Raw genomic sequence first — 26925 nt, forward strand, 5'->3', positions numbered from 1 at the left:
TATGCTCATTGGGTCGCCCGAGCCAACGCCTGTGAGGCGCGCCCCCATGATTGCCATTGCCGACATTTGCCGCATCGTCGAATCCGGCTTTTCGCCGTTGTGTTGCGATTGCACCGAAACGGCGCAGGGCCTCTTGCAGATCAAGGTTTACGAACCCGACAGCGGGCGCGTCAATCTGTTGCTCAACGGGGTTTCCCCGGAGCACCTGGTCACCATTCGTGACATCTCCAACTTCATCGGTGAATTGCGCACGGAAATGAGCGCCGGACGCCGGGCTTTCGCCGGCTAAGGATCAAAGACGTCGTCGAAAGGCGCGAATGATGCTCAACGTGGCTTCACCGACGTTCAGATTCTGCACCGCATCGAGCGGGTGCCAGAGACAGTCGACGATTTCATTCAGCGGGCGAACCTGATCGATGTTCAGCACCGACGCCTCGTAGACGTGGTGGCGGGTGCTGCCATTCTGTAACTCCATCAGATAAAGCATGTCGTCGCTGTCCAGTCCGGTCTCTTCTCTGAGTTCACGAGCGGCTGCCTGCGCGCGGGTTTCTCCCGGCTCGACGGTGCCCCCTGGCAGGGTCCAGCGGCACCTGGGTTTGCGCACCAGGAGAATGTGTCGATCCTGCTCGCAGATGACGGTTGCTCGTACTTTCATGTGTCACCAGAATGCCGTTTGTCATAAAACTGTCATGAAGTAGCAATATTTGGGCCGTTGCCGGTTTAGAGCTTCTGAGTGCCGGACAGTGGCAAAAGTGCCGGGGGCTTGACGCGGCGCGGTGCGACGTCCGGTCGGCACGCGAGCGCGTTGCGGGTGTAAGGTGGAAAAGTTCGTTACCAGACAGGAGGTGCCTATGAGCATGGCGATGCTGAACAAAATGCACATGAATGGCTACGACGTACTCAGCGTGAACAACGGCCCGTGGCGGGTCTGCACGCAGGGTGACCGGCTCGCTTCGTTTGCCAGTCGCGAGGAAGCGCTGGCGTATGCCGCCGCGTTGCCGGGGTACAAAAGCCGCGCACGCGGTCGCAAGGCAGACTGAGGGTCTGTAAAGAAAAAGCCCCGGTTGTCCGGGGCTTTTTGCTGTGGACAGTGTGAGGTTCAGTGGACTTTGGTTCGGCTGATGGCGCGGGCTTTCACTTCCCGGGCATACAGTTGCAGGCGCTCCTCATCGCTTTGCAGCACCTCGCAGGATCGCAGCACCGCCTGGGCGTCCGCTTCGTTGCCCGACTGGCGCAGTTGCTCGGCGATGCGCTTGAGGTCCACCGCCGACCATCTCAGGTCCGATGCCACGCTTTGCAGGTCACGCTGAAGTTCGTGTTCGTATTCATTGAGCCGCATGATCACCTCCGGAACATTCTCGGTAAAACAGAGTAGCCGCATTTTTCCGGTGCGGGGCAAGGTCATCTGTCGATAAGCTCAATGGCCCGGTTTTCAGGGAGTACCGGCAGAGCGCTACGATGGATGTCCGAACAGTTACAAGGTACATTCGCGTTTTTTCAGATGAAGGAATCACCATGCGGATATTGATCGGGGGGATGCTGCTGGCGGCATTGGCCGGTTGTTCGTTGCCTGCGTCACTGGTGCCGGGCGAGCCAAATGTCAGCAAGACCAGCGACAAAACCCCCAAGGAATATGCCGCGTGTGTATTGCCACTGTGGCAGCAGGACGTTGCCAAGACCTCCCAGACAGCGATTTCCAACGGCTATCGGATTACCGCGCCGAGCATCGTCACCGCCGACGAGATTCTCGATGTGGTCAAGTACAAGGACGGCAGCCGTGTCTCCCTCTATCAGGGGCCGCCGTGGGCGAAGTCCGGGTCGTTGCGCAAAGCGGTGCGTGATTGCCTGTAATGGCGAAATAAAAAAGCAGAAACCGGTGATCGGTTTCTGCTTTTTTTTGACTGCTGATCGAGCTTAGTCCGAGAGGTCGATGAGCGGAATGCCGGCGCCACCGGTCTTCTTTTCCCGGCGATCCTGCATCCAGTCTTCCACTTGGCTGTTGAACCCCGGCGGTGCCTTGCGCCCGACCTTTCTGGCGATGTCGAGGATGGTCTGCTGGGCGAGGGCTTCTTCCATGCGCTTTTGCGCGGTCATCATCGCGGCGTGAATCGAGCAGGTGCCTTCCAGCGCCCAGTCCGGTGGCGAGCCGTCGAACAGCGCGCAGCGTCCGCGAATGTCCCGGCATTCGAAAATGTTCTTGCGACCATCGATGGCATTGACGATGTCGAGCAGGGTGATTTCATCCGCCGGGCGCGCCAAAGTGAAGCCGCCGCGTACGCCGCCGGTGGATTCCACCAGTTTGCCTTTGGCCAGTTTGGTGAAGATCTTCGCCAGGTAATCCAGCGGCACCCCTTGCAGTTCTGCCAGATCGCGCACGCTGGCTTCACGACTGTCACCGCCGCTGCCCACCAGAAAGGCCAGGCAGTGAATGCCGTACTCGACCCCCGCACTGTAAAGCGACATAACTATCTCCGACTGTATTTGTCGCCGATGTTATCAGGCTTATCAGTGGCAAACAAATCCGAACGCTTTGCGTGTTCAGCGATGTATATCCCGATTTTCTTGGTTTATTGCTTAATCAAAGCGTTGCGTAGGGCAGCCATGAGCGGTCTGAGCTATCGAGTTATTCGATCATAATCATCACAAAATCTGACTTGTCGGCGTTAAAGGCGACCAATACAGTCGCCGTTATCCGGTGAGCAGCCTTCCGCACTCTTGAAAAATACAGATGTGTCCGCTCCCGATGATGTGAATCCTTTAACCTCATTCAGTGACTAGGCTTCGTGCCTGGAGAGAACAATGAAACAGCACATTCTGGTAATCGGCGCAGGTTTCGGTGGCATGTGGACGGCGTTGAGCGCCACGCGTCTGGTCGACATTCACAATCGGGACAACATCGACGTCACCGTACTGGCGCCGCAGGCCGAGCTGCGCGTTCGTCCGCGTTTCTACGAGCCGAACGCCCACACGCTGGCGGCGCCGCTGGGCGATCTGTTCGATGCGGTTGGCGTCAACTTCATCAAGGGCGCGGCGAACACCATCGACGTGCAGGCGAAAACCGTGGGCTACATCGATGCAGCCGGTGCGCAACAGGTGTTCAATTACGACAAACTGGTGCTCGCCTCCGGCAGCGGCCTGGCCCTGACGGACACCCCGGGCGTGGCGCAATACGCGTTTGACGTCGACCGGATCGAAGCCGCCATCCGCCTGGAAAACCACCTGAAATCCTTGATCGACCAACCTGAGAGCCAGGCTCGAAACACCGTGGTCGTCGCCGGCGGTGGCTTCACCGGCATCGAAACCGCCACTGAAATGCCGGCGCGTCTGCGGGCCGTACTGGGCGACGATGCCAACGTTCAGGTGATCATCGTTGACCGTGGGCAGAAAATTGGCGCGGCCATGGGTGAAGCGATCAGCGTGTCGATTGCCCAAGCAAGCGAAGAATTGGGTGTGGAATGGCGACTGGGTGTGTCGGTGCTGTCGGTCGACGAAAACGGCGTGACCTTGTCGGACGGTCAACGTATCGAGGCAAAAACCGTGGTCTGGACCACCGGCGTGCGCGCCAGCTCCCTGACCGAGCAGATTCCTGCCGAGCGTGATCGTCAGGGTCGCCTGCACGTTGATGCCCATCTGAAAGTCATCGGCCAGGACGACATCTTCGCCACCGGCGACGTGGCTTATGCGGCCAGCGACGATATCGGCAACTTCGCCCTGATGACCTGCCAGCACGCGATTTCCCTGGGGCGCCACGCCGGCAACAACGTTGCTGCGCAGATTCTGGGTGTCGACCCTACGCCATACAGCCAGCCGAAATACGTGACCTGCCTCGATCTCGGCGCCTGGGGCGCGGTGTACACCGAAGGCTGGGATCGTCAGGTGAAACTGGTCAAGCAGGAGGGCAAGTCCCTCAAGATGCAGATCAACACCCAGTGGATCTACCCGCCAGCGGCTGACCGTGCCAGCGCGCTGGCGGCTGCGGATCCGATGATTCCTGTCGTCGCATAATCAGAGCCGTTCAAAAACATCCCGCTTTCGAGCGGGATTTTTTTTTGCCGCCACAAAAGGCTATGACTAAAAGTCATTGCCCCATGATTTTTAATGGTTACGGCCGGCCAGATCCCCGGTGTTAAAAAATCGCAAACACAGCTCATCAATAACAACCAGAGAGCGTTTGCAGCCATGTCCCGATTCTTCCCTCGCGTCTCCCCACGTCCGTTATTGATCCCGTCGGCCTCTCGGCCTGCGTGAGCTGTCGATCACCCCAAAAAATCCCTCTGCATCGCAAAGAGTAATGACTGATGAAAGAACTCGACCTGTACATTGGTGAAGGTTTCGAAGGCCCGGGCGTGAACGCCGCGCATATCAACATCCTGATCGGCCCGCGCAATGGCCCGGCAGGGCAGGCGTTTGCCAACAGCCTGGCGTCGCCGAGCCAGGGCCATTGCCCGTTCATGGTGATCGCCCAGCCGAACATCCCGGTCAAGCCGATGACCCTTTACGTCAACAAGGCTGCGATCAGCAGCGACCTGCACGGCAATGCAACGTGGGGCGCCTCCCAGGCCGGTATCGCCAAGGCGGTGCTCGAAGCGCTGCTCGACGGCACGCTGCCGCCGCAAGCCGAAGACGAGTGGGCGATCGTCACCGCCAACTGGGTCAACCCGGCGTGCGATGACCTCGATGCGGTCTACCTGAACAACTACAACGCCTGCCGCACCGCGATCCGCGCCGCCTTGACCGGCAAGCCGGAAACCGCGCAGCTCAAAGATGTGGTCAACCACATCAGCAACCCTTTCTACACGCCAAAAGCCTGAGGTCCGCGCCATGCAATACATCCGTTTGGGCAGCTCCGGCCTGCAAGTTTCCCGTCTGTGCCTGGGCACCATGAACATGGGCACCCCGGACTGGAAACCGTGGATCTTCAATGAAAAACAAAGCGAACCTATCGTCGCTCACGCCCTCAACAACGGCGTGAACTTCATTGACCTGGCGGACTTCTATTCCGCCGGTGTCGGCGAGGAAGTGGTGGGGCGCATCGTCAAGCGCCTGGCCCGCCGCGAGGACCTGGTGATCACCACCAAGGTCGGCTACGGCACCCGCAACGGCATCAACGCCAGCGGCCATTCGCGCAAGCACATCATGGACAGCATCGATGCCTCGCTGAAGCGTCTGAATATGGATTACGTCGACGTGTTCATGCTGCATTACTTCGACGTGAACACCCCGGTCGAGGAAACCATGGGCGCGCTGAGCGACATCGTGCGTTCCGGCAAGGCGCGTTACATCGGCGTCTCGACCATGCTCACCGGTCAACTGGCGAAAATCCTCATGGCCTGCGAGCGCAACGGTTGGGTCAAGCCGATCAACATGCAGCTGCAACTGAACTGCGCCTACCGCGAAGAAGAGCGCGAGATGATTCCGTTCTGCCGCGACCAGGGCATCGGCGTGTCGGTGTTCAGTCCGCTGGCCCGTGGTCTGTTGACCGGTGAAGTGCAATCGACCCGCAACCAGACCGACTTCTTCACCCAGCAGATGTACAGCGACGAAGTCTCGTTCGAAATCGCTCATTCGGTACAACGCGTGGCCCGCGCCCGTGGCGTGTCGAACGCGCAGATCGCCCAGGCCTGGGTCGCCAATCATCCGGGCGTGGATTGCATGCTGGTCGGCGCCGACACCACCGCGCAGTTCGACAGCGCACTGGCCGCTCTGGAGACCAAACTCGATGCCGAAGAACTGCACGAACTGGAGCGCAACTATACCCCGTGCGATGTGATCAACGATTACACCGCCGGCAAACGCATCCTGCGCACGGCCCGTCCGGGGCTCGAACGCTTCACGTTGCAGGAGGCGGTGGCATGAGCGAATTGATCCGTCACGGCAACTTCATCGACGGTCAGTGGGGCCAGGGCGGCGCCACGTATCCGGTGCGTAACCCGGCCAATGGCGAGTTGATCACCGAGGTGCAAAAGGCCGGTGCCGAAGAAACCAACCTCGCCATCGAGGCGGCCAATCGTGCCTTTCCGGCGTGGCGCAAACTCACGGCAAAGGAACGCAGCCAGCGCCTGAAACGCTGGAGCGATCTGATGCTCGCCAACCAGCAGGAGCTGGCGACCTTGCTCAGCCGCGAACAGGGCAAACCGCTGGCCGAAGCGAAGGGCGAAGTGGTCTACGCCGCGAGTTTTCTGGAGTGGTTCGGTGAAGAAGCCAAGCGTGCCTACGGTGATGTGATCCCGAGCCACAAGGCTGATGCGCGGATCATCGTGACCAAGGAAGCCATCGGTGTGGTCGCGGCGATTACCCCGTGGAACTTCCCGCTGGCAATGGTTACCCGCAAGGTCGGCCCGGCGCTGGCGGCAGGTTGCACGATGATCCTCAAACCGTCGGAAGAAACCCCGTTGTCGGCATTTGCTCTGGCAGTGCTGGCCGAGCAGGCCGGGATTCCGGCCGGTGTGTTCAACATCGTTTCCGGTGATGCAGTGGCCATCGGCGGTGCGCTGCAAGCCTCCAGCGTGGTGCGCAAATTGTCGTTTACCGGCTCGACCCGCACCGGCAAATTGCTGATGCGTCAGGCCGCCGACACCCTGAAAAAGGTCTCGCTGGAATTGGGCGGCAACGCGCCGTTCATTGTCTTCGACGATGCCGACATCGATGCAGCCGTGAAGGGCGCGATGGCCTCGAAATTCCGCAACACCGGGCAGACATGCGTGTGCGTCAACCGCTTCTTCATTCAGGACGGCGTTTACGAAGCCTTCACCGGCAAACTTGCCGAAGCCGTGGCGGCGATGCGCGTGGGCAGTGCGCTAGACGGCGACACCGAGCAAGGTCCGCTGATCAACGCCGCTGCGCTGGCCAAGGTCGAAGCCCATGTGAGCGATGCGCTGGAGAAGGGCGCCACACTGTTGTGCGGCGGTCGTCGGCATTCACTGGGCGGCACGTTCTACGAGCCAACCATCCTCACCGAAGCCAGTGGCGACATGCTGATTGCCCAGGACGAAACCTTCGGCCCGGTGGCCGCGTGCTTCCGCTTCAAGGACGAGGCCGAAGTGCTGGCGCGGGCCAACGACACGCCGTTCGGTCTTTCCGCGTACTGCTACAGCCGCGACATCGGCCGGGTCTGGCGTATGGCCGAAGGGCTGGAAGCCGGGATGGTCGGCATCAACGAAGGGATCATCTCCACGGAGGTGGCGCCATTCGGTGGCATCAAGGAATCGGGCCTTGGGCGTGAGGGTTCGAAGTACGGTCTGGATGACTATCTGGAGATCAAATACCTGTTGATGGGGGGGTTGTAAGCCTGCCCGAACCCTGTGGGAGCGAGCTTGCTCGCGATGGCGTCAGGTCAGTTGGCAGTTCTGTCAGCTGACACTCCGCTTCGCGAGCAAGTTCGCTCCCACAATTGAACAGCAAGAGCAATCGGTTTCTCCGTCAATAACAACAATTGGAGACGAACATGTCCGCTCAACCCGTAAAGATCGATGACCTGCCCATCGGGCGCTTCCACCTCAAGATCGCCGGCCTGACCTTCGGCGCGCACTTTACCGACGGCTACATCCTTGGCCTGATCGGCATCGCATTCACCTTGCTCAGCCCGCAGATGCACCTGGATGCGTTCTGGCAGGGCCTGATCGGCGCATCGGCGCTGATTGGCCTGTTTCTCGGCAGTCTGTTTTTCGGTTGGATCTCGGACAAGGTCGGCCGGCAGAAAATCTTCCTGGTCAGTTTCGTGCTGATAACTATCGCTTCGGTGATGCAGTTCTACGTCGAAACGGCCATGAGCCTGTTTCTCTGCCGGGTGCTGATCGGCATTGGCCTGGGTGGCGATTTCAGTGTCGGTCACGCAATGCTCGCCGAGTTCGCGCCGAAGAAACATCGCGGCGTGTTATTGGGTTCGTTCAGTGTGATCTGGACCTTCGGTTACGTGGCAGCGACCTTTGTCGGCACCGCCATGCTCAGTCTCGGTGACGATGCCTGGCGCTGGATGCTGGCGTCGTCGGCGATTCCCGCCGGGTTGATTCTGATCGCCCGAATCGGCACTCCCGAATCGCCGCGCTGGCTGGTCAATCAGGGCCGGGTGGCCGAAGCCCGTGCCATCGTCAAAAAGCATCTGGGCGACAACGTCGAGCTGGACGAAACCCGCTCCACGGAAACCCGCTCGGGCTACGCGGTGCTGTTCAGCCGCGAATACCGCAAGCGCACGGCGTTCAACTGCCTGTTCTTCGTCTGCATCGTCATGCCGTACTTCGCCATCTACACCTTTCTGCCGTCGATCCTGCAGAAGATGGGCCTGGCCGAAGGCTTCGGCACCGAGCTGATGCTCAACATGCTGCTGATCCTCGGCGCGTTGATCGGCATCTGGTGCACCATCAAATTCACCCGACGCGGGTTCCTGATCAACTCGTTCATCCTTCTGGCGGTGGCGTTGTTTCTGCTGGCGGTGCTGCCGGGCAGTGCGGCGTGGCTTATGGTGCTGGTGTTCGGTGTGTTCACGCTGGTGTTGTCGGCGGTGAGCAATCTGGTGGGCGTGTTCCCGGCGGAAAGTTTCCCGACGGAAGTGCGGGCCAGCGGGATTGGTCTGGCGACGGCGGTGAGTCGTCTGGGCTCGGCGGTCAGCACGTTCCTGTTGCCGGTGAGTGTGGCAGGGATCGGCTTGAGCCCGACGATGGGGATTCTCGCGGCGATTCTGGCGATTGGTGCTTTGCTGTCCTGGGCATGGGCGCCGGAGACCAAGTCGTTGACGTTGAGTCAGGCGTGCAAGGCGCAGAGTCCGGTGGAGGTCGGCGTTACGCCGGTCGGGAAAGTCGCCACGCCCGTCTGATGAGTGCAGGTCAGGGGTTGCTGACAACCCCTAGCCACTCGGTAAACAGCTTCACTTTCGACAGGCCTTGCTTGTCATTCGCCACATCCAGCCAATAGCCATAAGGGCCGATCACCTCAATCGGGGTGATCGGCAGCAGGCTGCCGTTGGCCAGTTCCTTTTCGATCATCTGCCGGTCGATCACCGCCAGACCGCCGCCGGCCAGCGCAGTGTGGATCACCTGATCCAGGGTGCTGAATTCCAGCCCTTGCCCGGCATCGATGTCATCCCGGCCCATCGCCGCCAGCCAGTTCTCCCAGACCTTCAAACGCTTGCCGTCGTGCAGGATGTGCAGCAGCGGAAACTGCCGCAGGTCCGGTGGCTGATCGCCGTTGAACAGTTCCGGGCTGGCCACCGCGATGTGCCGTTCCATCACCAGCAGCTGACTGATGCAGTGGGGCGCTGCCGCGAGGCCGAAGCGGATGTGGCAATCGACTTCCGTAAGGCTGTCGTGGCCGATCTGGTTGGTCACGCTGAGGTTGATGTCCGGGTAGCGCTGGCAGAACGCGCGCAGGTGTGGCGACAGCCAGCGCGTGGCCCAGGTCGGCGGTGCGAGCACTTTCAAGCGTTGACGCAAGTTGGGCACGCGCACGGCTTGCAAGGCGCGCTCGATATGGTCGAAGGCTTCGGCCAGATGCGGGGAAAGATTGCTGCCGGCTTCGGTCAGTGACAGCCCTTGAGGCGTGCGCACGAACAGTGCCACGCCGAGGTAGTCTTCAAGCTGTTTGATCTGGCGACTGACCGCGCCCTGGGTGACGTTCAACCCGATGGCGGCCTGGCTGAAACTGCGATGACGGGCGACTTCTTCGAACACGCGCAAGGTGTTGAGCGAGGGCAGTTGACGCATGGAGGCGGAACTCCGGATCGGGCGGTTTATTGTTGTTTTGGAATGGGCCTATCTGACTATTGGTGGTGGGCGGATGCAAGTGTTGTTTGGGCAGATGCCATCGCTGGCAAGCGAGCTCCCACAAGTATCAAGGTGACCACAAAGAGTGCGGCCAACATCAATCCTGTGAGAGCTGGCTTGCCAGCGATAGCTGACTGTCAGGCGCTGAAATATCGAGCGTCAGAAGTAATACCCGACGTTCACATATAACTGGTTCTCCCACTGATCCAGCCCGCCTGCGCCAAGGCTCTGGGTGTAGCTGCCGCCGCCGATGTACGGGTCGTTTTTGCCGAACAGCCATTCGGTCGCAACCCACAATTTACTCACGGAAAACGAGGTGCCGAGGATCATCCGCTCGGACGTCTTGAAGCCGCTGGCTGACTTGTCGAACGCGCTGTAGTTGGCGTACAGCTTGATCCCGCTGATCTGATCGAACAGATATTTGCCGCTGACGTCGTAACTCAGGTCGGCCACGTACAGATTGCCGCGACTGGCCACGTTGTAGGTGCCGTCGTAACCACCGAGGGTCACCAGTTCATCAGTGCCAGCGTTGCGTGGCGACATCTGCTGCCGCGCCGCCTGCAACTGCACGCCCCACGGGCCGTTCTTGCCGAGGTAATGCACGGCCACGGCGTTGCGTCGGCCGTCGTTGTCGGTGTCCTTGTTTTCGAGGGTCGAGGTCAGGCCGGAGATCCCGACTTCGGATTTCCAAGGCCCCAGATCCAGCGACCTGGCCACCCGCAGCACAACGGTGTTGCGTTCCTGGTTGTCACTGCCGTCGGCCACGTAACTGTCGGCACCCGATACGACGCTGGAATAGGTCACGCCTTTGCTGGTGCCTTTGCCTTGCCAGGCCGGACGCAGGTAATAACCGCCCTGAAGGTTCCAGTCGCCACTTTGCTGGATGTACTTGGCGCCGACCTGTTGCACGTCTTCCAGGCCGATGACGTTGCCCAGGGTCTCGTAAAACGTGCTGCCGAAGTACGGCTGCAAACCGAACGGCACGGTGTTCAGGCCGACCTGCACTTGCTGGTCGGGATTGAACTTGTAGCCGACCCACGCGAACTTGGCGAAACGGATGTCGCCGTAGTTCCTGGTGTACTGATACGGGTAGGAGCGACCGTAGAAGCGGTATTGCGCTTCGCCGATCCAGGTGTCGGAGTTGTACTTGGCGCTGAGGAACACCGTGTCGAGACCGAACTTCTGAATATCGCGATCCGGGTCCACGTCCCAACGGGCACGAATGGCTCCGCCAAGGTCGAGATTGTCGGTGACCTGGACCGCCATGGCCGGGGCGGCAATGCTGCAGAACAGAGCGATGGAGGTGGTGCGCAGGCGCAAAGATGCAGGGAAGGGCATGGAGCGGCTCTCGATTGTTTTTATTAGAGATGCCGCGCAGTTTTGCCATCCGCCCGTTGCAGAACAAACGATAAAAACGTCAGGGAAACCTGCGTCGAATGCATGTTACTCGGAAAATCCTGTAGGACAATTCGCCATCATCGTGGGATGCTTTGCACCTTGTCAGTGGTTTTCGAGTGCCTTGTATGAAACGCAAAATGCCCGGCCTGAATGCGCTCAAAGCATTCGAAGTGGCCGGCAGCACCGGCAGCTTTACCCGCGCTGCCGAGTTGCTCAATGTCACCCAGAGCGCGGTCAGCCGTCAGGTGCGGCAGCTGGAAGAACAGCTCGGCGAGAGTCTGCTTGAACGCCGTCATCACCATCTCGAACTGACCGGCGCCGGCAAGATTCTGCTGCGGGCGCTGCATCAGTCGTTCGACAAGATCGAGCTGACCGTGCGCAGCATCCAGCAGAAAACCCATGCCAACCGCCTGCACATCAACGCGCCACCAACGTTCACCAGCCGCTGGCTGATGCCGCGCCTCGGGCGCCTGCGCGAGCAGCATCCGGAACTGGAACTGAGCATCACCACCCGTTTACAGGACAGTCTGGCGGAAACCAGCACCCTCGATTGCGCGATCCGTTTTGGCGATGGCGAGTGGGATGGGCTCGACAGTTCACTGCTGATTCAGGAACGGCACATCGCCGTGTGCGCGCCGACCCTGTATGCGCGGGAGGGCGGCGAGCAGGGCATCGACCTCAATCGCCTGACCCTGCTGCATGTGCTGGCCCGGGAGGATCAGCGCTACCTGACCTGGAAGCATTGGCTCGACGCGGCGCGCATCAGCGGCGTCGATACCCAGGGCGGTTATGAATTCGACCTGCTGGATCTGGCGATTCAAGCGGCAGTCGATGGCTTGGGGATCACCATAGCCGACTGGCACATGGTCGCCTCGGAGCTGGCCAGTGGACAGTTGACCCAAGTGCATAACGTCCATGTCGAGGGTCACCAGTCCTACTGGCTGGTGACCCGTCCGGAACAGACGCAGATGCCGCAATTGCAGGCGTTCAGTCAGTGGTTGCAGGAAGAGATCTGGCTGGCGCAGCGCCAACTTGAGCCTTCGAAGGCGATTTCCTGAGTAACGTGCCTTTTTCGAATGTTTGATCGCCGGATAAATCGTTTGTTGAACCCGCTGTCGATGACAAGACTGGTGGCATCGATAAAAACAAACGATGGGCGATGCACATGCGAGTCGAGCGAAATTTTGTTAACGGCCACTTCATCGAGCCGGCCAGCGCGGCGCTGATTGCGGTCTACAACCCGGCCACCGAAGCGTTGATCGGCCAGGTGTCAGCCGCCACTACCGAAGAAGCCTTGGCGGCAGTCGATGCTGCCGCCAAGGCGCAAAAGACCTGGGGCAAACTCACCAGCATCGAGCGCGCCGAGCACCTGCGAGCGTTCGCGGCTGCCCTTGAGGACCGCGCCGAAGCCATCGGCACCGCACTCGCCGCCGAGTCCGGCAAGAGCCTGAGCGACGCCAGCAACGAAGCCCGTTATGCCGCGCAGATCACCCGCTACCACGCCGAGTGGGCGCGCCGCATCGAAGGCGAGATCATTCCCAGCGACAGCCCTGAAGAAAACCTGTTCCTGCACCGCGAGCCGATTGGCGTCGTCGCGTGCCTGATTCCGTTCAACTACCCGGTCTACACCCTGTTGCGCAAAGTCGCTCCGGCGCTGATTGCCGGCAATACCGTGGTGGTGCGTCCGAGCAACAATACCCCGACGTCGGCGTTCGAAATCGCCAAAGCCGTGGAGCAATCGGGCATGCCAGACGGCGTAATCAATATCCTGACCATGGATCACGCCACCGCTGCAGCCGTTTGCGCGCATAAAGCCGTGGGCCTGATTACCCTGACCGGCAGCGTCAACGCCGGGCGCATCGTTCTCGACTATTGCAAGGCCAACATCGCCAAGCCGTCGCTGGAACTGGGCGGCAAGACCCCGGCAATCATCGAAGCCGACGCTGATCTCGAAGCCGCCGCGAGCGCAATCATCGCCTCCAAGACCACTCACTGCGGCCAGTTGTGCACGGCAGTGGAGCGGGTCTACGTGCAGGAAAGCGTCTACGAGCGTTTCCTCGCATTGCTCAAAGCGAAGATCGCCGCGGTGAAGTTCGGTGACCGCGCCACAGATGCGAGCCTGATGGGCCCGCTGGTCAACGCCAGTTCACAGAAGAACATTCACGCCATGGTCGAGCGCGCGATTGCCGACGGCGCCGTCCTCGAAAGCGGCGGTGTGTTGCCCGAAGGTCCGGGGCATTTCTACCCGCCAACGTTGCTTAGTGGTTGCCGTCAGGACATGGAAATCGTCCAGGAAGAAATCTTCGGCCCGGTGCTGCCGGTACTCAAGTACCGCGACATCGACGAAGCGCTGGCCATGGCCAACGATCACCAGTTCGGCCTGTCGTCGGTGCTCTACACCGAGAACTACCGCACCGCGCAGAAAGTCGCCAACGCCATCGAAGCCGGCGAGTTGTACGTCAACCGTACCCCGGCCGATCCGTATCAGGGCTACCACGCCGGCTGGAAACGCTCGGGCCTGGGCGGTGATGACGGCAAGCACGGCATGCTCGAATTCACCCAGACCCGCCTTGTGGTCATGAAGTACTGATCCACCGCAGCACGCCTCACGCGACACCTATAAAAACAATTATCAGGGGCGCCCGGAGCACGGGTCGCCCGAGGTCACTTCAATGTCCAAGCATGCATCCACTGCTGCCGCTGTTCAGGGTTCCAACTCGGCTTCGAAAAGCCGCAGCGACAAGGGAAGTCGCTATTTCCAGCTGATGTTGCTGGTGCTCGCCGCCGGTGCGATCTACCCGATTCTGTACCTGCGTCAGGTCTATCAGACGACCATGCTCGAGGTGTTCCAGATCAGCCACAGCGAGCTGGGCTATCTGTACTCGATGCTTGGGACGATTTTCCTGCTCAGCTACTTGCCGAGCGGCTGGCTGGCCGACCGTATCGCGCCGCGTTTCCTGATTTTCTTTTCGCTGGTGGCCACTGGCGCGCTGGGTCTGTGGTATTCGACGGCGCCGTCGATGACCGGGCTGATGATCATCTTCGGCTGCTGGGGACTGACCACCGGCCTGACGTTCTGGGCCTCGGTGCTCAAGCGCGTGAAGATGATTGCCCATCACACCGAACAGGGTCGTTTTTTCGGCATCCTCGATGGGGGGCGCGGACTGGTCGAAGCGCTGCTGGCAACGGTTGCGCTCGGGCTGTTCGCCTACGCCACCGAAACCCGTGGCGAGTCCACTGCCGAAGGTTTCAAACACGTGGTTTATCTCTACGCCTTCACCTGCATCGCCATCGGCTGTGTGCTGGTGCTGATCAAGGATCCGAAATCGATGGAGGACACGCCGCCGGTGGAGAAGGGCAAGTTCAACCTGTTCACGGATCTGGCGACGTTGGTGAAGATTCCTGAACTGTGGCTGGTTACCGCGATCGTGTTTTGCGGTTATCACATCTTCTGGGCCACCTACAGCTTCTCGGACTACCTGCAAGGCAGCGGCCTGACCGCCGTCATGGCCGGCACCATCACCACCATCAAACTGTGGATGCGTCCGATCGGCGGCATCGGCGGCGGCTGGCTGGGGGACAAGTTTTCGAACATCTCGGTGCTGATCGCCGCGCTGTTGCTGGCGAGTCTGGCAATCGTCGGGCTGATCGTGTTCCCGGCGCTCAACAGCATCGGACTGCTGATCGCGACAGTGATTTTCATCGGCCTGATGACCTACGCGATTCGCGGTCTGTACTGGGCGATCCTCGACAGCTGCAACATTCCGCTGCGCATCACCGGACTGGCCATTGGCATCGTCTCGGTGGTCGGTTACATGCCGGATGCGTTCATCCCGTTGATCAACGGCTACCTCACTGAGCATTTCCCCGGCGCCCTCGGCTACAAGCTCTATTTCGGCTACATCGCCGCTATCGGTCTTATCGGCACCCTGGCTGCCGTGACCCTGCGTGCCCGAATCAATCGCAAATCTCTGAAAAAGACAGGTGCCTGAGATGAAAATCGTCGCCCTTGAAACCCATATCGTCGCCGTACCGCCACCGCACATTGGCGGCATGTACTGGCTGTTCGTCAAGCTCAAGACAGACTGCGGCATCGAAGGTGTCGGCGAAATCTACGCCGCGACCTTCGGCCCCAAAGCCATGCTGCCGATCATCGAAGATGTGTTCGAGCGCTACTTGCTGAATCAGGATCCGCACCACATCGAGCGCTTCTTTCGTCAGGCCTATTCGAGCGGTTTCACCCAGCGTCCCGACCTGACCATGATGGGCGTGGTCAGCGGTCTGGAAATGGCCTGCTGGGACATCATCGGCAAGGCTGCGAGCAAACCGGTCTACGAGCTGCTCGGCGGCAAGGTTCACGAGCGCCTGCGTTCCTACACCTACTTGTACCCGGTCAATAGCCGTGGCGAGTACGACTACGACGACCCGGACCTGGCCGCCGAATGCGCCATCGACAACATGAACAAAGGCTTCACCGCTGTGAAGTTCGATCCGGCCGGGCCGTACACCGCGTACTCCGGGCATCAGATTTCGCTGGAAGTGCTGGAGCGCTGTGAAACCTTCTGCCGCAAGATCCGCGAAGCGGTGGGCAACAAGTGCGATCTGCTGTTCGGTACCCACGGGCAAATGGTGCCGTCCTCGGCAATTCGCCTGGCCAGGCGCCTGGAGAAATACGATCCGCTGTGGTTCGAAGAACCGGTGCCGCCAGGACAGGAAGAAGCCATGGCGCAGGTCGCGGCCAAGACCAGCATTCCAATCGCCACTGGCGAGCGCCTGACCACCAAGTACGAATTTTTCAAGCTGTTGCAGGCCGGCGGTGCGTCGATTCTGCAGATGAACGTGGCGCGCTGCGGCGGCCTGCTCGAAGGCAAGAAGATTGCCAGCATGGCCGAGGCCTATTACGCGCAAATCGCCCCGCATCTTTACAACGGGCCGATTGGTGCTGCAGCGAGTTTCCAGCTCGCGGCCTGCACGCCGAACTTCCTGATCCAGGAAAGCATCGAGACCTGGGGCGGCTTCCACGCCGAGGTCCTGAAAAAGCCGTTGCAGTGGGAGGACGGTTACATCATCCCGTCCACCGAGCCGGGCCTGGGCGTGGAGCTGAACATGGACGTGGTGCGCAAGCATTCGCCGTACACCGGTGAGCGCCTGCACCTGCAAATGGCCTCGATCCCGGCCGACGTCAAAGACACATCGCCGGCCAAGGGCTGACGAGGTTTCTAACCCAACCGCAAGACCTGTGGGAGCGAGCTTGCTCGCGATAGCGTCAGTTCAGTCAGCATCAATGTTGAATGCGGCACCGCAATCGCGAGCAAGCTCGCTCCCACAAGGATAGTGCCTGGCTGACAGGCATTCTTTGTACAACGACTTACGCGGTAACCGTGCATGACATACGACTACATCATCGCTGGCGCAGGCGCCGCTGGCTGCGTGCTGGCCAACCGGCTTTCGGCCTCGGGCCAATACACGGTGCTGCTGCTGGAGGCGGGCGGCAAGGACAGTTCCCTGTGGTTCAGGATCCCGGTCGGCTTCGCCAAAATGTATTACAACCCGACCTTCAACTGGATGTATTACAGCCAGCCGCAAAAACAGTTGGGCAATCGCGAAATCTACGCCCCGCGTGGCAAGGTCCAGGGCGGTTCGGGCTCGATCAACGCAATGATCTACGTGCGTGGCCAGGCCCATGACTTCAACGACTGGGCGGCCAACGGCAACGACGGCTGGGCCTTCAAGGATGTGCTGCCGTACTTCCGCAAACTGGAAAACCATCCGCTGGGCGACAGCGAATACCACGGCGGCAGCGGCCTGATCAGCATCACCCCGATGACCGGCCAGACCCACCCGATCTGCGACGTGTTTCTCAAGGGCTGCGATGAACTAGGCTACCCGCGCAGCGACGATTTCAATGGGCCGAAATTCGAAGGCGCGGGCATCTACGACGTCAACACCCGCAATGGTCAGCGCAGCTCCAGCAGCTTCGCCCATTTGCACCCGGCACTGAGCCGGCAGAACCTGACGGTCGAGCATTACGCGCTGGTTGATCGAGTGCTGTTTGATGAGAGCCAACAGCGCGCCACCGGTATTTCCATCACTCAGCATGGTGTGACGCGAACGTTCACGGCGCGCAAGGAAGTGATCCTGTGTGCCGGTGCGGTCGACACACCGAAGATCCTGCAACTGTCCGGCGTGGCCGATCGCACCCTACTGGCCAAACATCAGATTCCGCTGGTCAAACACCTGCCGGCAGTGGGGCATAACCTGCAGGATCACCTGTGCGTCAGCTACTACTACAAGGCCAACGTCCCGACTCTGAACGATGAACTCAGCTCGCTGTTCGGCCAGTTCAAACTCGGCGTGAAATACCTGCTGACCCGCAAGGGCGCGCTGGCGATGAGCGTCAATCAGGCCGGTGGATTCTTCCGTGGCAATTCGGAACAGAGCCATCCGAACCTGCAGCTGTATTTCAACCCGCTGTCGTACCAGATTCCGAAGAACAACAAGGCCAGCCTCAAGCCCGAGCCGTATTCAGGTTTCCTGCTGTGCTTCAACCCGTGCCGCCCGACCAGTCGCGGTCACATCACGATTGCCTCGAAAAATCCGCGCGATGCGGCGTTGATCGACCCGAACTATCTGAGCACGCAAAAGGACATCGACGAGGTGATCCAGGGCAGTCGCCTGATGCGCAAGATCATGGGCGCGCCTTCATTGAAGGGCATCACGGTCGATGAAGTTCTGCCGGGACCGGCAGTGGAAAGCGACGAGCAGATGCTCCAGTACTTCCGCGACAATTGCGGCTCGATCTATCACCTGTGCGGCTCCTGCGCGATGGGGGCGGACGAGCAGACTTCGGTAGTCGACAAGCGCCTCAAGGTGCATGGCCTCGACGGATTGCGGATTGTCGATGCGTCGATCTTCCCGAACGTGACGTCGGGCAACACCCATGCGGCGGTGCTGATGGTGGCGGAGAAGGGCGCGGATCTGATTCTGCAGGATGCGTAATGCGCAGTGACACTTGATCGCAAGCGTCTTTCCAGCGTGCACTAGGCTTTGAATGCCGGCCCGTTACGGGCCGGCATCGCTGTTTCTGGAAGATTGTTTTTCTGATTCAAGGAGCGACCGATCATGGATGATCTGGTGAAAGAAGTGATTCTGCTGTTGCAGTACCTGATCCCGGGGTTCGTCTCGGCCTGGATTTTCTACACCCTGACGGCGTTCAAGCGGCCGGATACGTTCGGGCAGATTGTGCAGGCGCTGATTTTCACGTTTGTAATTCACGCAATGGTGCTGGGAGTTGGAGCGGTTTGTGTGTGGGTGGGGGAGAGGGGATTTTCCGTAGGAAAATGGGATGCAAAAGCTGAAGCGTCGTGGGCATTTTTTGCTTCGCTGGTACTCGGGTTGTTGGCCTGTTGCCTGTCAGCCAATGGCAAGTTGCATCGTTGGTTGAGCAGCAGAAACGTCACGAAACAATCTTCCTACCCCAGTCAATGGTTCAGCGCATTTGCGAAATATGATCGCGTTATCACCCTGCATTTGGATGATGAAAGGCGCGTTCTAGGCTGGCCGGTGGAGTGGCCGCCCGAGTCAACCAGCGGCCAGTTTGTGATGCAGTATCCCTGCTGGATCAACGAGGATGGAACGGAGGTGCCTATTAGCGCGGAATTTTTGCTGATAGATTCCACAAGGGTTAAATGGGTTGAATTCAGCCCTGTCTCAGAGGGTTCATCATGACCGCCAGAGCATCACAACCAATACCGCCACATATAAAGCGTCTTTTTGTAGGGCCGGACGGGAAACGGCTGGAGAAACCATTGATCGAGGCATCAAAGGCACCTCCTCCGCCGAAGTACCCTCCATATCTGCATACCCATTCCTAACCCCATCCATCCTTCACCGCCCGGCGAATGCCCTCCAGCAACATCGCAAACGCCGGGTTGTCGTTGTTCTCCCGCCAGATCAGATGCAGTTCGCTCTGTACCCCTTCGCCCAGATCGATCTCGCGAAACACCACATTCCTGAACACCACACTGGTCGCGCAACGCGGCACCAGTGCCAGCCCCATGCCCGCATTGACCAGCGCCAGAATCGTCAAGGAAGAACCCAGCCACTGCACGTAATCCGGAGCAACCCGGGCCGAGCGCAGCATGCCGGTCAGCAATTCGTTGAACGGCGGATAGGCTGCGTGGGAATACATCAGGAACGGCTGCCCATCCAGGTCCTTCACTGACACATCGTCGGCGTTCGCCAGTCGATGACCACTCGGCACCGCCAGCACAAACGGCTCTCGCACCAGGCACTCAGTGGCGTAACCGGGCTCCAGCAACGGCGCGCGGACGATGCCCAGATCGATGCGTCGGGCGCGCAGGGCTTCGTGTTGCTGGTAGGTGTTCATTTCGGTCAGGTCGATCTTCACCTGCGGCTGCTTGAGGCGCGCCTCGGCGATAACCTTGGGCAAGAACTCATACACCGCGCTGCCGACAAAACTGATGTTCACCGAACCGATATCACCCTCGGCAAAACGCCGGGCAGTGACAGCGGCCTGTTGCGCGCGCTCCAGCAGATTCTGCGCCTCGATGAAAAATGCGCGGCCGGCAGCGGTGAGCGCCACGCTGCGTGTACTGCGGGTAAACAGTTCGACTCCCAGGTGATGCTCCAGCAACTGGATCTGCCGGCTCAATGGCGGTTGGGTCATGTTCAGCCGTTCGGCGGCACGGCGGAAATTCAGTTCGGTGGCGACGGTAGTGAAGCAGCGCAGTTGGGTCAGTTCGAACATTGATCTAATCCGGGTATCAATCGAATGCCAAGTTAGATTAGACGGGATCAATGGCTCCGTCCATGATCGCTCTACGCCTCAAAGGCCGCCGCTATCCCAACAAAAACAAAGATCGGGAGTCGCCCCTTGAATACCCTCCAGAGTTCACCGGACATCACGGTACTCGCCCGCGCCGCCGCCAAGGTCAAGCGTCATGTGCTGCCGCTGTTCGTGGTGATGTTCATCGTCAACTACATCGACCGGGTCAACATCGGTTTCGTGCGCAGTCATCTGGAAACCGATCTGGGGATCGGCGCTGCTGCATACGGCCTCGGCGCCGGTCTGTTTTTTATCGGTTACGCCTTGTTTGAAGTGCCGTCCAATATGCTTCTGCAACGCTACGGCGCCCGCGCCTGGCTGACGCGGATCATGTTCACCTGGGGCGCGGCGGCGATGGCCATGGCGTTCGTCAAGGGTGAAACCAGTTTCTATGTGTTGCGCTTCATATTGGGCGCTGCCGAGGCCGGGTTCTTCCCTGGGATCATTTATTACTTCACCCAATGGCTACCGGCCTCGGAGCGCGGCAAGACCATGGCGGTGTTTCTCAGCGGATCGGCGATTGCCTCGGTGATTTCCGGCCCGGTGTCCGGTGCTCTTTTGCACATCAGCGGTCTGGGCCTGCACGGCTGGCAGTGGATGTTCCTGATCGAAGGCGCTGCGTCGGTGGTGCTCTGCGGGTTTGTCTGGTTCTGGCTGCAATCTCATCCGCGCCAGGCCAAGTGGCTGAGCGAGGAGGAGCGCGAGGCACTGGTGGCCGCGATCACCGAAGAACAACGTGCACGCGAAGCAACCCACGTCGCCAAACCTTCGATGTTCAAACTGTTGGCGGACCGGCAGATCGCGCTGTTCTGCTTCATCTACTTCTCCATCGCCCTGACCATCTATGGCGCCACGTTCTGGCTGCCGAGCATGATCAAGAAAATGGGCAACCTCGGCGACTTCCAGGTCGGGCTGCTCAACTCGGTGCCGTGGATCATTTCCATCGTCGCGATGTACGGCTTCGCGTCAATGGCGGGCAAGTGGAAATTCCAGCAGGCGTGGGTCGCGCTGACCCTGGTGATCGCCGCGTTCGGCATGTTCATGTCCACCACGGGCGGGCCGATTTTCGCCTTCGTCGCCATCTGTTTCGCGGCCATCGGCTTCAAGGCAGCCTCGGCGCTGTTCTGGCCGATTCCGCAAAGCTATCTGGATGCGCGCATCGCGGCGGCGGTCATTGCGTTGATCAACTCCATCGGCAATCTCGGCGGCTTCGTTGCGCCGACCGCGTTCGGTTTTCTGGAGCAGACCACCGGCTCCATTGAGGGCGGCCTGTATGGCCTGGCGGCGACCTCGCTGGTAGCGGCAGTGGTGATCTTCTTCGCTCGGATGGCGCCCGGCGCCAAGGGTAAAAACCCGGTAAAGCCTGAACCCGAAAACGCCGTCGCGCCGACGGCCAACCCGGCGGCGAGCCACTGATTCCGTCTCAAAGGAGCGTCATTTTGAAAATCACTCGCGTCACCGTCACTCCCATTGCCTTCCGTGATCCGCCGCTGCTCAACGCCAGTGGCATCCACGAACCGTTCGCTCTGCGCTCGATCATCGAAATCGAGAGCGACAACGGCTACATCGGCCTCGGCGAAAGCTATGGCGATGCTCCGGCGCTGGCGATCCAGCAACAGCTGCAGTCGCAGTTGATCGGCCTCGATCCCTTTAATCTCAATCAGCTGCGTCGGATCGTTCAGGCGACGGTTGCTGCCAACAAGCCTGCCAGTCTGGCCGGTGCCGAACTCGCGCCGGGTTCCCACGCCAGTAAAGCGGTGAGCAACGCATATTCGGCGTTTGAAGTAGCGTTCCTCGACTTGCAGGCCCGCTACTTGAACGTGCCGCTGGTGGACCTGTTGGGCGGAGCGGTGCGCGATGAAGTGCCGTTCAGTGCGTACCTGTTTTTCAAGTATGCGCAGCACGTCGATTCGCCGTACAAACCGGACAACTGGGGTGAGGCGCTGAATGAGCAGCAGATCGTCGCCCAGGCTGCGCGGATGATCGAGGCCTACGGTTTCAAGAGCATCAAGCTCAAGGCTGGCACGCTGCCGCCGGAGCGCGAAGTGGCGTGCATCAAGGCGTTGAAAAAGGCCTTCCCCGGTTATCCGTTGCGCATCGATCCCAACGGCAACTGGTCGCTGGAAACCTCGATCCGCATGGCGCAGTTGCTGGGCGACGATTTGCAGTATTACGAAGACCCGACCCCGGGCCTCGACGGCATGGCCGAGCTGCACAAGCGCACCGGGCTGCCGCTGGCGACCAACATGGTGGTCACCGATTTCGACGAATTCCGCCGCAGCGTTGCGTTGAACAGCGTGCAGATTGTCCTCGCCGATCACCATTACTGGGGCGGCCTGCGCGACACCCAGACCCTGGCGAAAATGTGCGACACCTTTGGCCTCGGCGTGTCGATGCATTCCAACTCACACCTGGGCATCAGCCTGATGGCGATGGCGCATGTGGCGGCCGCGGTGCCGAATCTGGACTACGCCTGCGACACCCATTACCCGTGGCAGGAGCCGGATGAAGAAGTGATCAAGGGCGGCAAGCTGCCGATCGTCGATGGCTGCGTGAAGATCACTCGTGCACCGGGCCTCGGGCTGGAACTGGATCACGATCAGCTCGGCAAGCTGCATGATCAGTACCTGACCTGCGGCATCCGCCAGCGCGATGATGTACGGCAAATGCAGCGCTACAAACCTGACTGGAAAGCGCTGAAGCCGCGATTCTGATTGAGCAAAACCAGAGGGTGTCGAACGGCGCCCTCTGTTGTTTCAGAGCGTGCGCATCAACCAGTCGCGAAACGCCTTCAGCGATGCCAGCGACTCATTGCGCGCCGGGTATACCAGGTAATAGCTGCGGCGACTGCTGATCGGTTCGCCCAGCTGCAGTAACTCGCCGTTGTGCAGCTCATCCTCCACTAGAATTCTCGGCACCAGCCCGATCCCGATATTGGCGCGCACAGCCTGGATCAAGTGCGAGGTCATCTCGAAGCTCGGACCGATGCGCATACTGCGATGGGGCAGGGCGTGATGGCTGAACCACTCGGACCAGGCCTGAGCATTGCTGCTGACGTTGAGCAGCAGTTGCCCGGCAATATCTTCGTCTGCCGCACGACGCTCGGCATCGGACAGCTGCGCACTGGCAATCACCACCAGTTCTTCGGTGTGCAGACGGTGGGCGGTCAGCCCTGGCCAGTCGCCGCCGCCGACGCAGATCGCCGCGTCGATTTCGCTGGTGTCGAAGTCGATGGTTTCGATGCGTGAATGCAGGTGCACCGTCATGCCGGGGTGCGCGGTGTAGAAATCCTTCAAGCGTGGCAGCAGCCATTTTGAGCCGAAGGTCGGCAGCGTCGCCAGGCGCAAACTGTGAATGCCCGAGCCAAACGCCATCGCCTGCAACGTCGCGCTGCGAATCTGGCCGAGGGCTTCGGACAGTTCGCGTTGGTACATGCGCCCGACGTCGGTGAGAATCACCCGCCGGCCTTCGCGGCTGAACAGGCGCATGCCGAGCATCTTTTCCAGAATCTGCACCTGACGGCTGACCGCGCTTTGGGTCAACGACAGTTCGTGAGCGGCGCGGGTATAGCTTTCATGGCGCGCGGCGGCTTCAAACGCCAGCAGCAACGACATCGAGGGAGTGAGAGTTCGCGGATTCATTCGTTTTAGTCATGGATTGCGGGTCGATTTTACGGTTGTCCCGGCATCGCTCTGCAATGAACATAAGGCCTATGAGATGGCGGGAGCGTGACGCAATCATTCATTGCGCACAACTGTTCACCGCCACACGGCCCGTTTTTGACCGAGATTGCACGCCCGATGATTGTCCAGCTGTCGCCTTCCACTGCGTTGAACACCGACTACCAGCAGTTTCTCAAAGCCCTTGAAACCGGCGGTTTTCGTGGCGAGATCAGCGCCGATTACGCCAGCCGCGTGGTGCTGGCCACGGACAACTCGATCTACCAGCGCTTGCCGCAAGCGGCGGTATTCCCGCGTGACGCCGACGACGTGGCGCTGCTCGCGCGCCTGATCGCCGAGCCGGCTTACCAGAAAGTCGTGATCACGCCTCGTGGTGGCGGCACCGGCACCAACGGCCAGTCGTTGACCGACGGCATCGTCGTCGACCTGTCGCGGCACATGAACCGCATTCTTGAAATCAACGTTGAACAGCGTTGGGTACGGGTGGAGGCCGGCGTGGTGAAAGACCAGCTCAACGCGGCACTGAAATCCGCCGGACTGTTTTTCGCTCCGGAACTGTCCACGTCGAACCGCGCCACCGTCGGCGGCATGATCAACACCGATGCCAGCGGCCAGGGCAGCTGCACCTACGGCAAGACCCGCGACCACGTGCTGGAACTGCACATGGTCCTGCGTGGTGGCGAGCGTTTGCACGGCCGCCCGTTGGAAGAAAGCGAACTGGCAGCGGAATGCGCGCGTGAGGGCCGGGCCGGTGAGGTGTATCGCTGCGCGCGGCAGATCATCGATGAGCAGGGCGAGCTGATCCGGGAAACCTTCCCCGATCTCAACCGCTGCCTGACCGGCTACGACCTGGCGCACCTGCGCGAGGCTGAGAACCGTTTCAACCTCAACAGCGTGCTGTGCGGCGCTGAAGGTTCGCTGGGGTTTGTGGTCGAGGCCAAGCTCAACGTGTTGCCGATTCCCAGGCACACGATGCTGGTGAACATTCGCTACGCCGGCTTCATGGATGCCTTGCGTGATGCCCGGGCGTTGATGGCGCTCAAGCCGTTGTCGATCGAAACCGTCGACTCCAAAGTGCTGTTGCTGGCGATGCAGGACATCGTCTGGCATGGCGTCGCCGAGTACTTCCCGGAAAGCGCCGAGCGGCCGACGCTCGGGATCAATCTGGTGGAGTTCTGCGGCGACGATCCCGAGGAATTGCAAGGCCGGGTCGAAGCCTTCGTCCAGCATTTGGGCACCGACGCCACGGTCGAGCGCCTGGGCCATACGCTGGCCGTCGGGCATGCGGCGGTGAACCGCGTTTATGGCATGCGCAAACGCGCGGTGGGGTTGCTCGGCAACGTTGCCGGTGAAGCGCGGCCGCAGCCGTTTGTCGAAGACACCGCCGTGCCGCCGCAGCATCTGGCCGAGTACATCGCCGAACTGCGCGAGCTGCTCGACAGCCATAAGCTGCAATACGGCATGTTCGGCCACGTCGATGCCGGCGTGCTGCACGTGCGGCCGATTCTCGACATGAAGGACCCGCAACAAGCCGCGCTGGTACGCCCTGTTTCGGACGGTGTCGCTGCGCTGACCCAGCGTTATGGCGGCCTGTTGTGGGGCGAGCACGGCAAGGGCCTGCGCTCGGAGTACGCACCGGCCTTCTTCGGCGAGTTGTACCCGGCGCTGCAAGCCTTGAAGGCGGCGTTCGATCCGTTCAACCAGTTCAACCCCGGCAAGATCGCCACGCCGGATATCCCCGGCGCTGCATTGCTGAAAATCGACGAAGTGACCCTGCGCGGCGAACTCGATCGGCAGATCGACGAGAAAGTCTGGCAGGACTACGGCGCGGCCATGCACTGCAACGGCAACGGCGCCTGCTACAACTTCGATCCCGACGATGCGATGTGCCCGTCGTGGAAAGCCACTCGCCAGCGTGCGCAATCGCCCAAGGGTCGCGCCTCGCTGATTCGTGAATGGCTGCGTTTGCAGGGGGAGGCGGGTGTTGATGTATTGGCCGATGCCAGCCGTCGTCCGCCGTTTTTCAGCACGTTGCTGCAGCGTTGGCGCAACAGCCGTGCGCAGGAAAAGGACTTCTCACATGAGGTGTATGACGCCATGGCCGGGTGCCTGGCGTGCAAGTCCTGCGCGGGACAGTGCCCGGTGAAAGTCAACGTGCCGGACTTCCGCTCGCGGTTTCTGGAGTTGTACCACACCCGTTACCTGCGGCCGGCGCGGGATTATCTGATCGCTTCGCTGGAATACACGATTCCGTACATGGCGCGGATTCCGTTTCTCTATAACGGTTTGATGGGCGCCTCGTTCAGCCGTCGCTTGATCGAGCGTCTTGGCGGCATGGTCGATGTGCCGTTGCTCAGCCGTTTCGATTTCCACGCGGCGATGCGTCGCTGGCAGGTTCAGTCGGCGTCGGTCAAGGTGCTTTCGGCGCTGACCCAGGCGCAACGTGAGCGCAGTGTGGTGCTGGTGCAGGATGCGTTCACCCGATACTTCGAGGCGCCATTGCTGGCGGATCTGATCGAGCTGATTTCGCGACTGGGTTATCAGGTTTACTTGGCGCCGTTCAGCGCCAACGGCAAGCCGCTGCATGTGCAGGGTTTCCTCTCGGCGTTCAATCGTGCGGCGTTGCGCAATGCCGGACAGCTGCGCGCACTGGCCGAGGTTGGTGTGCCGCTGGTGGGACTCGACCCGGCCATGACCCTGGTCTATCGCCAGGAGTATCTGAAAGTGCCGGAGATGGAGAAATGCCCGGAGGTGGCGCTGGTGCAGGAGTGGTTGCTCAAGGTCATGCCGGAGCAGACCGACCAGCGCCGCGCCGGCACCTTCCGCCTGCTGGCGCACTGCACCGAGAAAACCAACGCCCCGGCTGCCACCCGGCAATGGGAGCAGGTGTTCGAACGTGTTGGCCTGAAGCTGGCGACCCAGGCCACCGGCTGCTGCGGCATGTCCGGCACTTACGGACATGAAGCGCGCAATCGCGAGACGTCGGCGGTGATCTACGAGCAATCCTGGGCCAAGCAGATCGAGGCCCCGGCGGAGAAGGGCGAGGCACTGGCCACCGGCTATTCCTGCCGCAGTCAGGTCAAGCGCCAGGCCGATCGACAACTGCGCCATCCGTTGCAGGTCGTGCTGGAAGTCTTGCGTAAAGCGTGATCGCTGTTTGAGAACCGCTAGCGATTGGATCGGTTTTTCATGTTATAAAGTAACGCAAATTGCGCGGCCGCTTACGGGCGGTCGCATCGATCAA

General features: G+C 60.5%; 24 protein-coding genes. 17 read left to right on the plus strand and 7 right to left on the minus strand.

The window, feature by feature from the left end:
- Positions 1-46: 46 nt before the first annotated feature.
- Positions 47-289, plus strand: coding sequence for a DUF1652 domain-containing protein (locus tag CAF79_RS14050; RefSeq protein ID WP_085698256.1), 243 nt, complete (start codon positions 47-49; stop codon positions 287-289).
- Positions 290-292: 3 nt separating this feature from the next.
- Here the strand turns inward: CAF79_RS14050 and CAF79_RS14055 are convergent, their stop codons facing one another.
- Entirely contained in the window at positions 293-655 is a 363-nt protein-coding gene (locus tag CAF79_RS14055) for an NUDIX hydrolase (protein ID WP_085698257.1), read from the minus strand.
- Positions 656-851: 196 nt separating this feature from the next.
- Here CAF79_RS14055 and CAF79_RS14060 point away from each other — a divergent pair, with 196 nt between their 5' ends.
- Positions 852-1040, plus strand: coding sequence for a hypothetical protein (locus CAF79_RS14060; RefSeq protein WP_007950503.1), 189 nt, complete (start codon positions 852-854; stop codon positions 1038-1040).
- Between the two features lie 59 nt (positions 1041-1099).
- Here CAF79_RS14060 and CAF79_RS14065 read toward each other — a convergent pair whose 3' ends face one another.
- A complete protein-coding gene (locus tag CAF79_RS14065) occupies positions 1100-1339 on the minus strand; it encodes a hypothetical protein (protein ID WP_007950501.1) in 240 nt (79 codons plus the stop codon).
- 176 nt (positions 1340-1515) lie between these two features.
- Between CAF79_RS14065 and CAF79_RS14070 the strand changes: the two genes are divergently transcribed.
- Complete coding sequence (locus tag CAF79_RS14070; RefSeq protein ID WP_085698258.1) at positions 1516-1851, plus strand: hypothetical protein; 336 nt, start codon at positions 1516-1518, stop codon at positions 1849-1851.
- Between the two features lie 63 nt (positions 1852-1914).
- Here CAF79_RS14070 and CAF79_RS14075 read toward each other — a convergent pair whose 3' ends face one another.
- Positions 1915-2463, minus strand: coding sequence for an Rrf2 family transcriptional regulator (locus CAF79_RS14075; RefSeq protein WP_085698259.1), 549 nt, complete (start codon positions 2461-2463; stop codon positions 1915-1917).
- 336 nt (positions 2464-2799) lie between these two features.
- Between CAF79_RS14075 and CAF79_RS14080 the strand changes: the two genes are divergently transcribed.
- The 5 genes from CAF79_RS14080 (at position 2800) to CAF79_RS14100 (ending at position 8809) form a co-directional block, all read left to right on the plus strand.
- Positions 2800-4005, plus strand: coding sequence for an NAD(P)/FAD-dependent oxidoreductase (locus CAF79_RS14080; protein WP_085698260.1), 1206 nt, complete (start codon positions 2800-2802; stop codon positions 4003-4005).
- 293 nt (positions 4006-4298) lie between these two features.
- The gene (gene fae / locus CAF79_RS14085) at positions 4299-4811 is read left to right on the plus strand and encodes a formaldehyde-activating enzyme (protein WP_085698261.1); all 513 of its coding nucleotides are present in this window, start codon (positions 4299-4301) and stop codon (positions 4809-4811) included.
- Positions 4812-4821: 10 nt separating this feature from the next.
- Positions 4822-5856: an aldo/keto reductase gene (locus CAF79_RS14090; protein WP_085698262.1), complete on the plus strand. Its 1035-nt coding sequence runs from the start codon at positions 4822-4824 to the stop codon at positions 5854-5856.
- Positions 5853-7286 (plus strand): NAD-dependent succinate-semialdehyde dehydrogenase, encoded by a 1434-nt coding sequence (locus CAF79_RS14095; RefSeq protein ID WP_085698263.1) that lies wholly within the window; start codon positions 5853-5855, stop codon positions 7284-7286. Before CAF79_RS14090 ends, CAF79_RS14095 begins: the two co-directional genes overlap by 4 nt.
- A 158-nt stretch (positions 7287-7444) precedes the next feature.
- On the plus strand, positions 7445-8809 hold the full coding sequence (locus CAF79_RS14100; RefSeq protein WP_085698264.1) for an MFS transporter: 1365 nt from the start codon (positions 7445-7447) through the stop codon (positions 8807-8809).
- Positions 8810-8819: 10 nt separating this feature from the next.
- On the opposite strand, the gene CAF79_RS14105 is transcribed toward CAF79_RS14100, so the two are convergent.
- Positions 8820-9695 (minus strand): LysR substrate-binding domain-containing protein, encoded by an 876-nt coding sequence (locus tag CAF79_RS14105; protein ID WP_085698265.1) that lies wholly within the window; start codon positions 9693-9695, stop codon positions 8820-8822.
- 219 nt (positions 9696-9914) lie between these two features.
- Positions 9915-11093 (minus strand): hypothetical protein, encoded by a 1179-nt coding sequence (locus CAF79_RS14110; protein WP_085698266.1) that lies wholly within the window; start codon positions 11091-11093, stop codon positions 9915-9917.
- Positions 11094-11278: 185 nt separating this feature from the next.
- Between CAF79_RS14110 and CAF79_RS14115 the strand changes: the two genes are divergently transcribed.
- From CAF79_RS14115 to CAF79_RS14140, 6 genes are all read left to right on the plus strand, one after another.
- Positions 11279-12211 (plus strand): LysR substrate-binding domain-containing protein, encoded by a 933-nt coding sequence (locus CAF79_RS14115; protein WP_085698267.1) that lies wholly within the window; start codon positions 11279-11281, stop codon positions 12209-12211.
- A 107-nt stretch (positions 12212-12318) separates the two neighbouring features.
- Positions 12319-13743, plus strand: a complete 1425-nt coding sequence (gene aldA, locus CAF79_RS14120; protein ID WP_085698350.1) for an aldehyde dehydrogenase — start codon at positions 12319-12321, stop codon at positions 13741-13743.
- Positions 13744-13825: 82 nt separating this feature from the next.
- Positions 13826-15145 (plus strand): nitrate/nitrite transporter, encoded by a 1320-nt coding sequence (locus CAF79_RS14125; RefSeq protein ID WP_085698268.1) that lies wholly within the window; start codon positions 13826-13828, stop codon positions 15143-15145.
- A 1-nt stretch (position 15146) separates the two neighbouring features.
- Positions 15147-16364, plus strand: a complete 1218-nt coding sequence (locus CAF79_RS14130; RefSeq protein ID WP_085698269.1) for a mandelate racemase/muconate lactonizing enzyme family protein — start codon at positions 15147-15149, stop codon at positions 16362-16364.
- A 174-nt stretch (positions 16365-16538) separates the two neighbouring features.
- The gene (locus CAF79_RS14135; protein ID WP_085698270.1) at positions 16539-18152 is read left to right on the plus strand and encodes a GMC family oxidoreductase; all 1614 of its coding nucleotides are present in this window, start codon (positions 16539-16541) and stop codon (positions 18150-18152) included.
- A 123-nt stretch (positions 18153-18275) separates the two neighbouring features.
- Complete coding sequence (locus tag CAF79_RS14140; protein WP_085698271.1) at positions 18276-18881, plus strand: DUF6338 family protein; 606 nt, start codon at positions 18276-18278, stop codon at positions 18879-18881.
- A gap of 142 nt (positions 18882-19023) precedes the next feature.
- Here CAF79_RS14140 and CAF79_RS14145 read toward each other — a convergent pair whose 3' ends face one another.
- Positions 19024-19923: a LysR substrate-binding domain-containing protein gene (locus CAF79_RS14145; protein WP_085698272.1), complete on the minus strand. Its 900-nt coding sequence runs from the start codon at positions 19921-19923 to the stop codon at positions 19024-19026.
- A gap of 126 nt (positions 19924-20049) precedes the next feature.
- Here CAF79_RS14145 and CAF79_RS14150 point away from each other — a divergent pair, with 126 nt between their 5' ends.
- Together CAF79_RS14150 and CAF79_RS14155 are read left to right on the plus strand one after the other, a co-directional pair.
- Entirely contained in the window at positions 20050-21417 is a 1368-nt protein-coding gene (locus CAF79_RS14150; protein ID WP_085698273.1) for an MFS transporter, read from the plus strand.
- 23 nt (positions 21418-21440) lie between these two features.
- On the plus strand, positions 21441-22715 hold the full coding sequence (locus CAF79_RS14155; RefSeq protein WP_085698274.1) for a glucarate dehydratase family protein: 1275 nt from the start codon (positions 21441-21443) through the stop codon (positions 22713-22715).
- 42 nt (positions 22716-22757) lie between these two features.
- On the opposite strand, the gene CAF79_RS14160 is transcribed toward CAF79_RS14155, so the two are convergent.
- Complete coding sequence (locus CAF79_RS14160; RefSeq protein ID WP_085698275.1) at positions 22758-23642, minus strand: LysR substrate-binding domain-containing protein; 885 nt, start codon at positions 23640-23642, stop codon at positions 22758-22760.
- A gap of 159 nt (positions 23643-23801) precedes the next feature.
- Here CAF79_RS14160 and CAF79_RS14165 point away from each other — a divergent pair, with 159 nt between their 5' ends.
- Positions 23802-26831, plus strand: a complete 3030-nt coding sequence (locus CAF79_RS14165; protein WP_085698276.1) for an FAD-binding and (Fe-S)-binding domain-containing protein — start codon at positions 23802-23804, stop codon at positions 26829-26831.
- The last annotated feature ends 94 nt before the right edge of the window (positions 26832-26925 follow it).

Origin of the sequence: Pseudomonas sp. B26(2017) (assembly GCF_002113045.1) — a bacterium.
In the GTDB taxonomy this organism is placed as follows: domain Bacteria; phylum Pseudomonadota; class Gammaproteobacteria; order Pseudomonadales; family Pseudomonadaceae; genus Aquipseudomonas.

Bases quoted from the DNA above. Each gene is read 5' to 3' on its own strand.
- CAF79_RS14090 (WP_085698262.1), top strand. From the start codon at position 4,822: ATGCAATACATCCGTTTGGGCAGCTCCGGCCTGCAAGTTTCCCGTCTG.
- CAF79_RS14110 (WP_085698266.1), bottom strand. From the start codon at position 11,093: ATGCCCTTCCCTGCATCTTTGCGCCTGCGCACCACCTCCATCGCTCTG.
- aldA (WP_085698350.1), top strand. From the start codon at position 12,319: ATGCGAGTCGAGCGAAATTTTGTTAACGGCCACTTCATCGAGCCGGCC.
- CAF79_RS14055 (WP_085698257.1), bottom strand. From the start codon at position 655: ATGAAAGTACGAGCAACCGTCATCTGCGAGCAGGATCGACACATTCTC.
- CAF79_RS14070 (WP_085698258.1), top strand. From the start codon at position 1,516: ATGCGGATATTGATCGGGGGGATGCTGCTGGCGGCATTGGCCGGTTGT.
- CAF79_RS14100 (WP_085698264.1), top strand. From the start codon at position 7,445: ATGTCCGCTCAACCCGTAAAGATCGATGACCTGCCCATCGGGCGCTTC.
- CAF79_RS14050 (WP_085698256.1), top strand. From the start codon at position 47: ATGATTGCCATTGCCGACATTTGCCGCATCGTCGAATCCGGCTTTTCG.
- CAF79_RS14140 (WP_085698271.1), top strand. From the start codon at position 18,276: ATGGATGATCTGGTGAAAGAAGTGATTCTGCTGTTGCAGTACCTGATC.
- CAF79_RS14095 (WP_085698263.1), top strand. From the start codon at position 5,853: ATGAGCGAATTGATCCGTCACGGCAACTTCATCGACGGTCAGTGGGGC.
- CAF79_RS14160 (WP_085698275.1), bottom strand. From the start codon at position 23,642: ATGAATCCGCGAACTCTCACTCCCTCGATGTCGTTGCTGCTGGCGTTT.
- CAF79_RS14130 (WP_085698269.1), top strand. From the start codon at position 15,147: ATGAAAATCGTCGCCCTTGAAACCCATATCGTCGCCGTACCGCCACCG.
- CAF79_RS14075 (WP_085698259.1), bottom strand. From the start codon at position 2,463: ATGTCGCTTTACAGTGCGGGGGTCGAGTACGGCATTCACTGCCTGGCC.
- CAF79_RS14065 (WP_007950501.1), bottom strand. From the start codon at position 1,339: ATGCGGCTCAATGAATACGAACACGAACTTCAGCGTGACCTGCAAAGC.
- CAF79_RS14080 (WP_085698260.1), top strand. From the start codon at position 2,800: ATGAAACAGCACATTCTGGTAATCGGCGCAGGTTTCGGTGGCATGTGG.
- CAF79_RS14105 (WP_085698265.1), bottom strand. From the start codon at position 9,695: ATGCGTCAACTGCCCTCGCTCAACACCTTGCGCGTGTTCGAAGAAGTC.
- CAF79_RS14165 (WP_085698276.1), top strand. From the start codon at position 23,802: ATGATTGTCCAGCTGTCGCCTTCCACTGCGTTGAACACCGACTACCAG.
- CAF79_RS14115 (WP_085698267.1), top strand. From the start codon at position 11,279: ATGAAACGCAAAATGCCCGGCCTGAATGCGCTCAAAGCATTCGAAGTG.
- CAF79_RS14145 (WP_085698272.1), bottom strand. From the start codon at position 19,923: ATGTTCGAACTGACCCAACTGCGCTGCTTCACTACCGTCGCCACCGAA.
- CAF79_RS14060 (WP_007950503.1), top strand. From the start codon at position 852: ATGAGCATGGCGATGCTGAACAAAATGCACATGAATGGCTACGACGTA.
- CAF79_RS14125 (WP_085698268.1), top strand. From the start codon at position 13,826: ATGTCCAAGCATGCATCCACTGCTGCCGCTGTTCAGGGTTCCAACTCG.
- CAF79_RS14135 (WP_085698270.1), top strand. From the start codon at position 16,539: ATGACATACGACTACATCATCGCTGGCGCAGGCGCCGCTGGCTGCGTG.
- fae (WP_085698261.1), top strand. From the start codon at position 4,299: ATGAAAGAACTCGACCTGTACATTGGTGAAGGTTTCGAAGGCCCGGGC.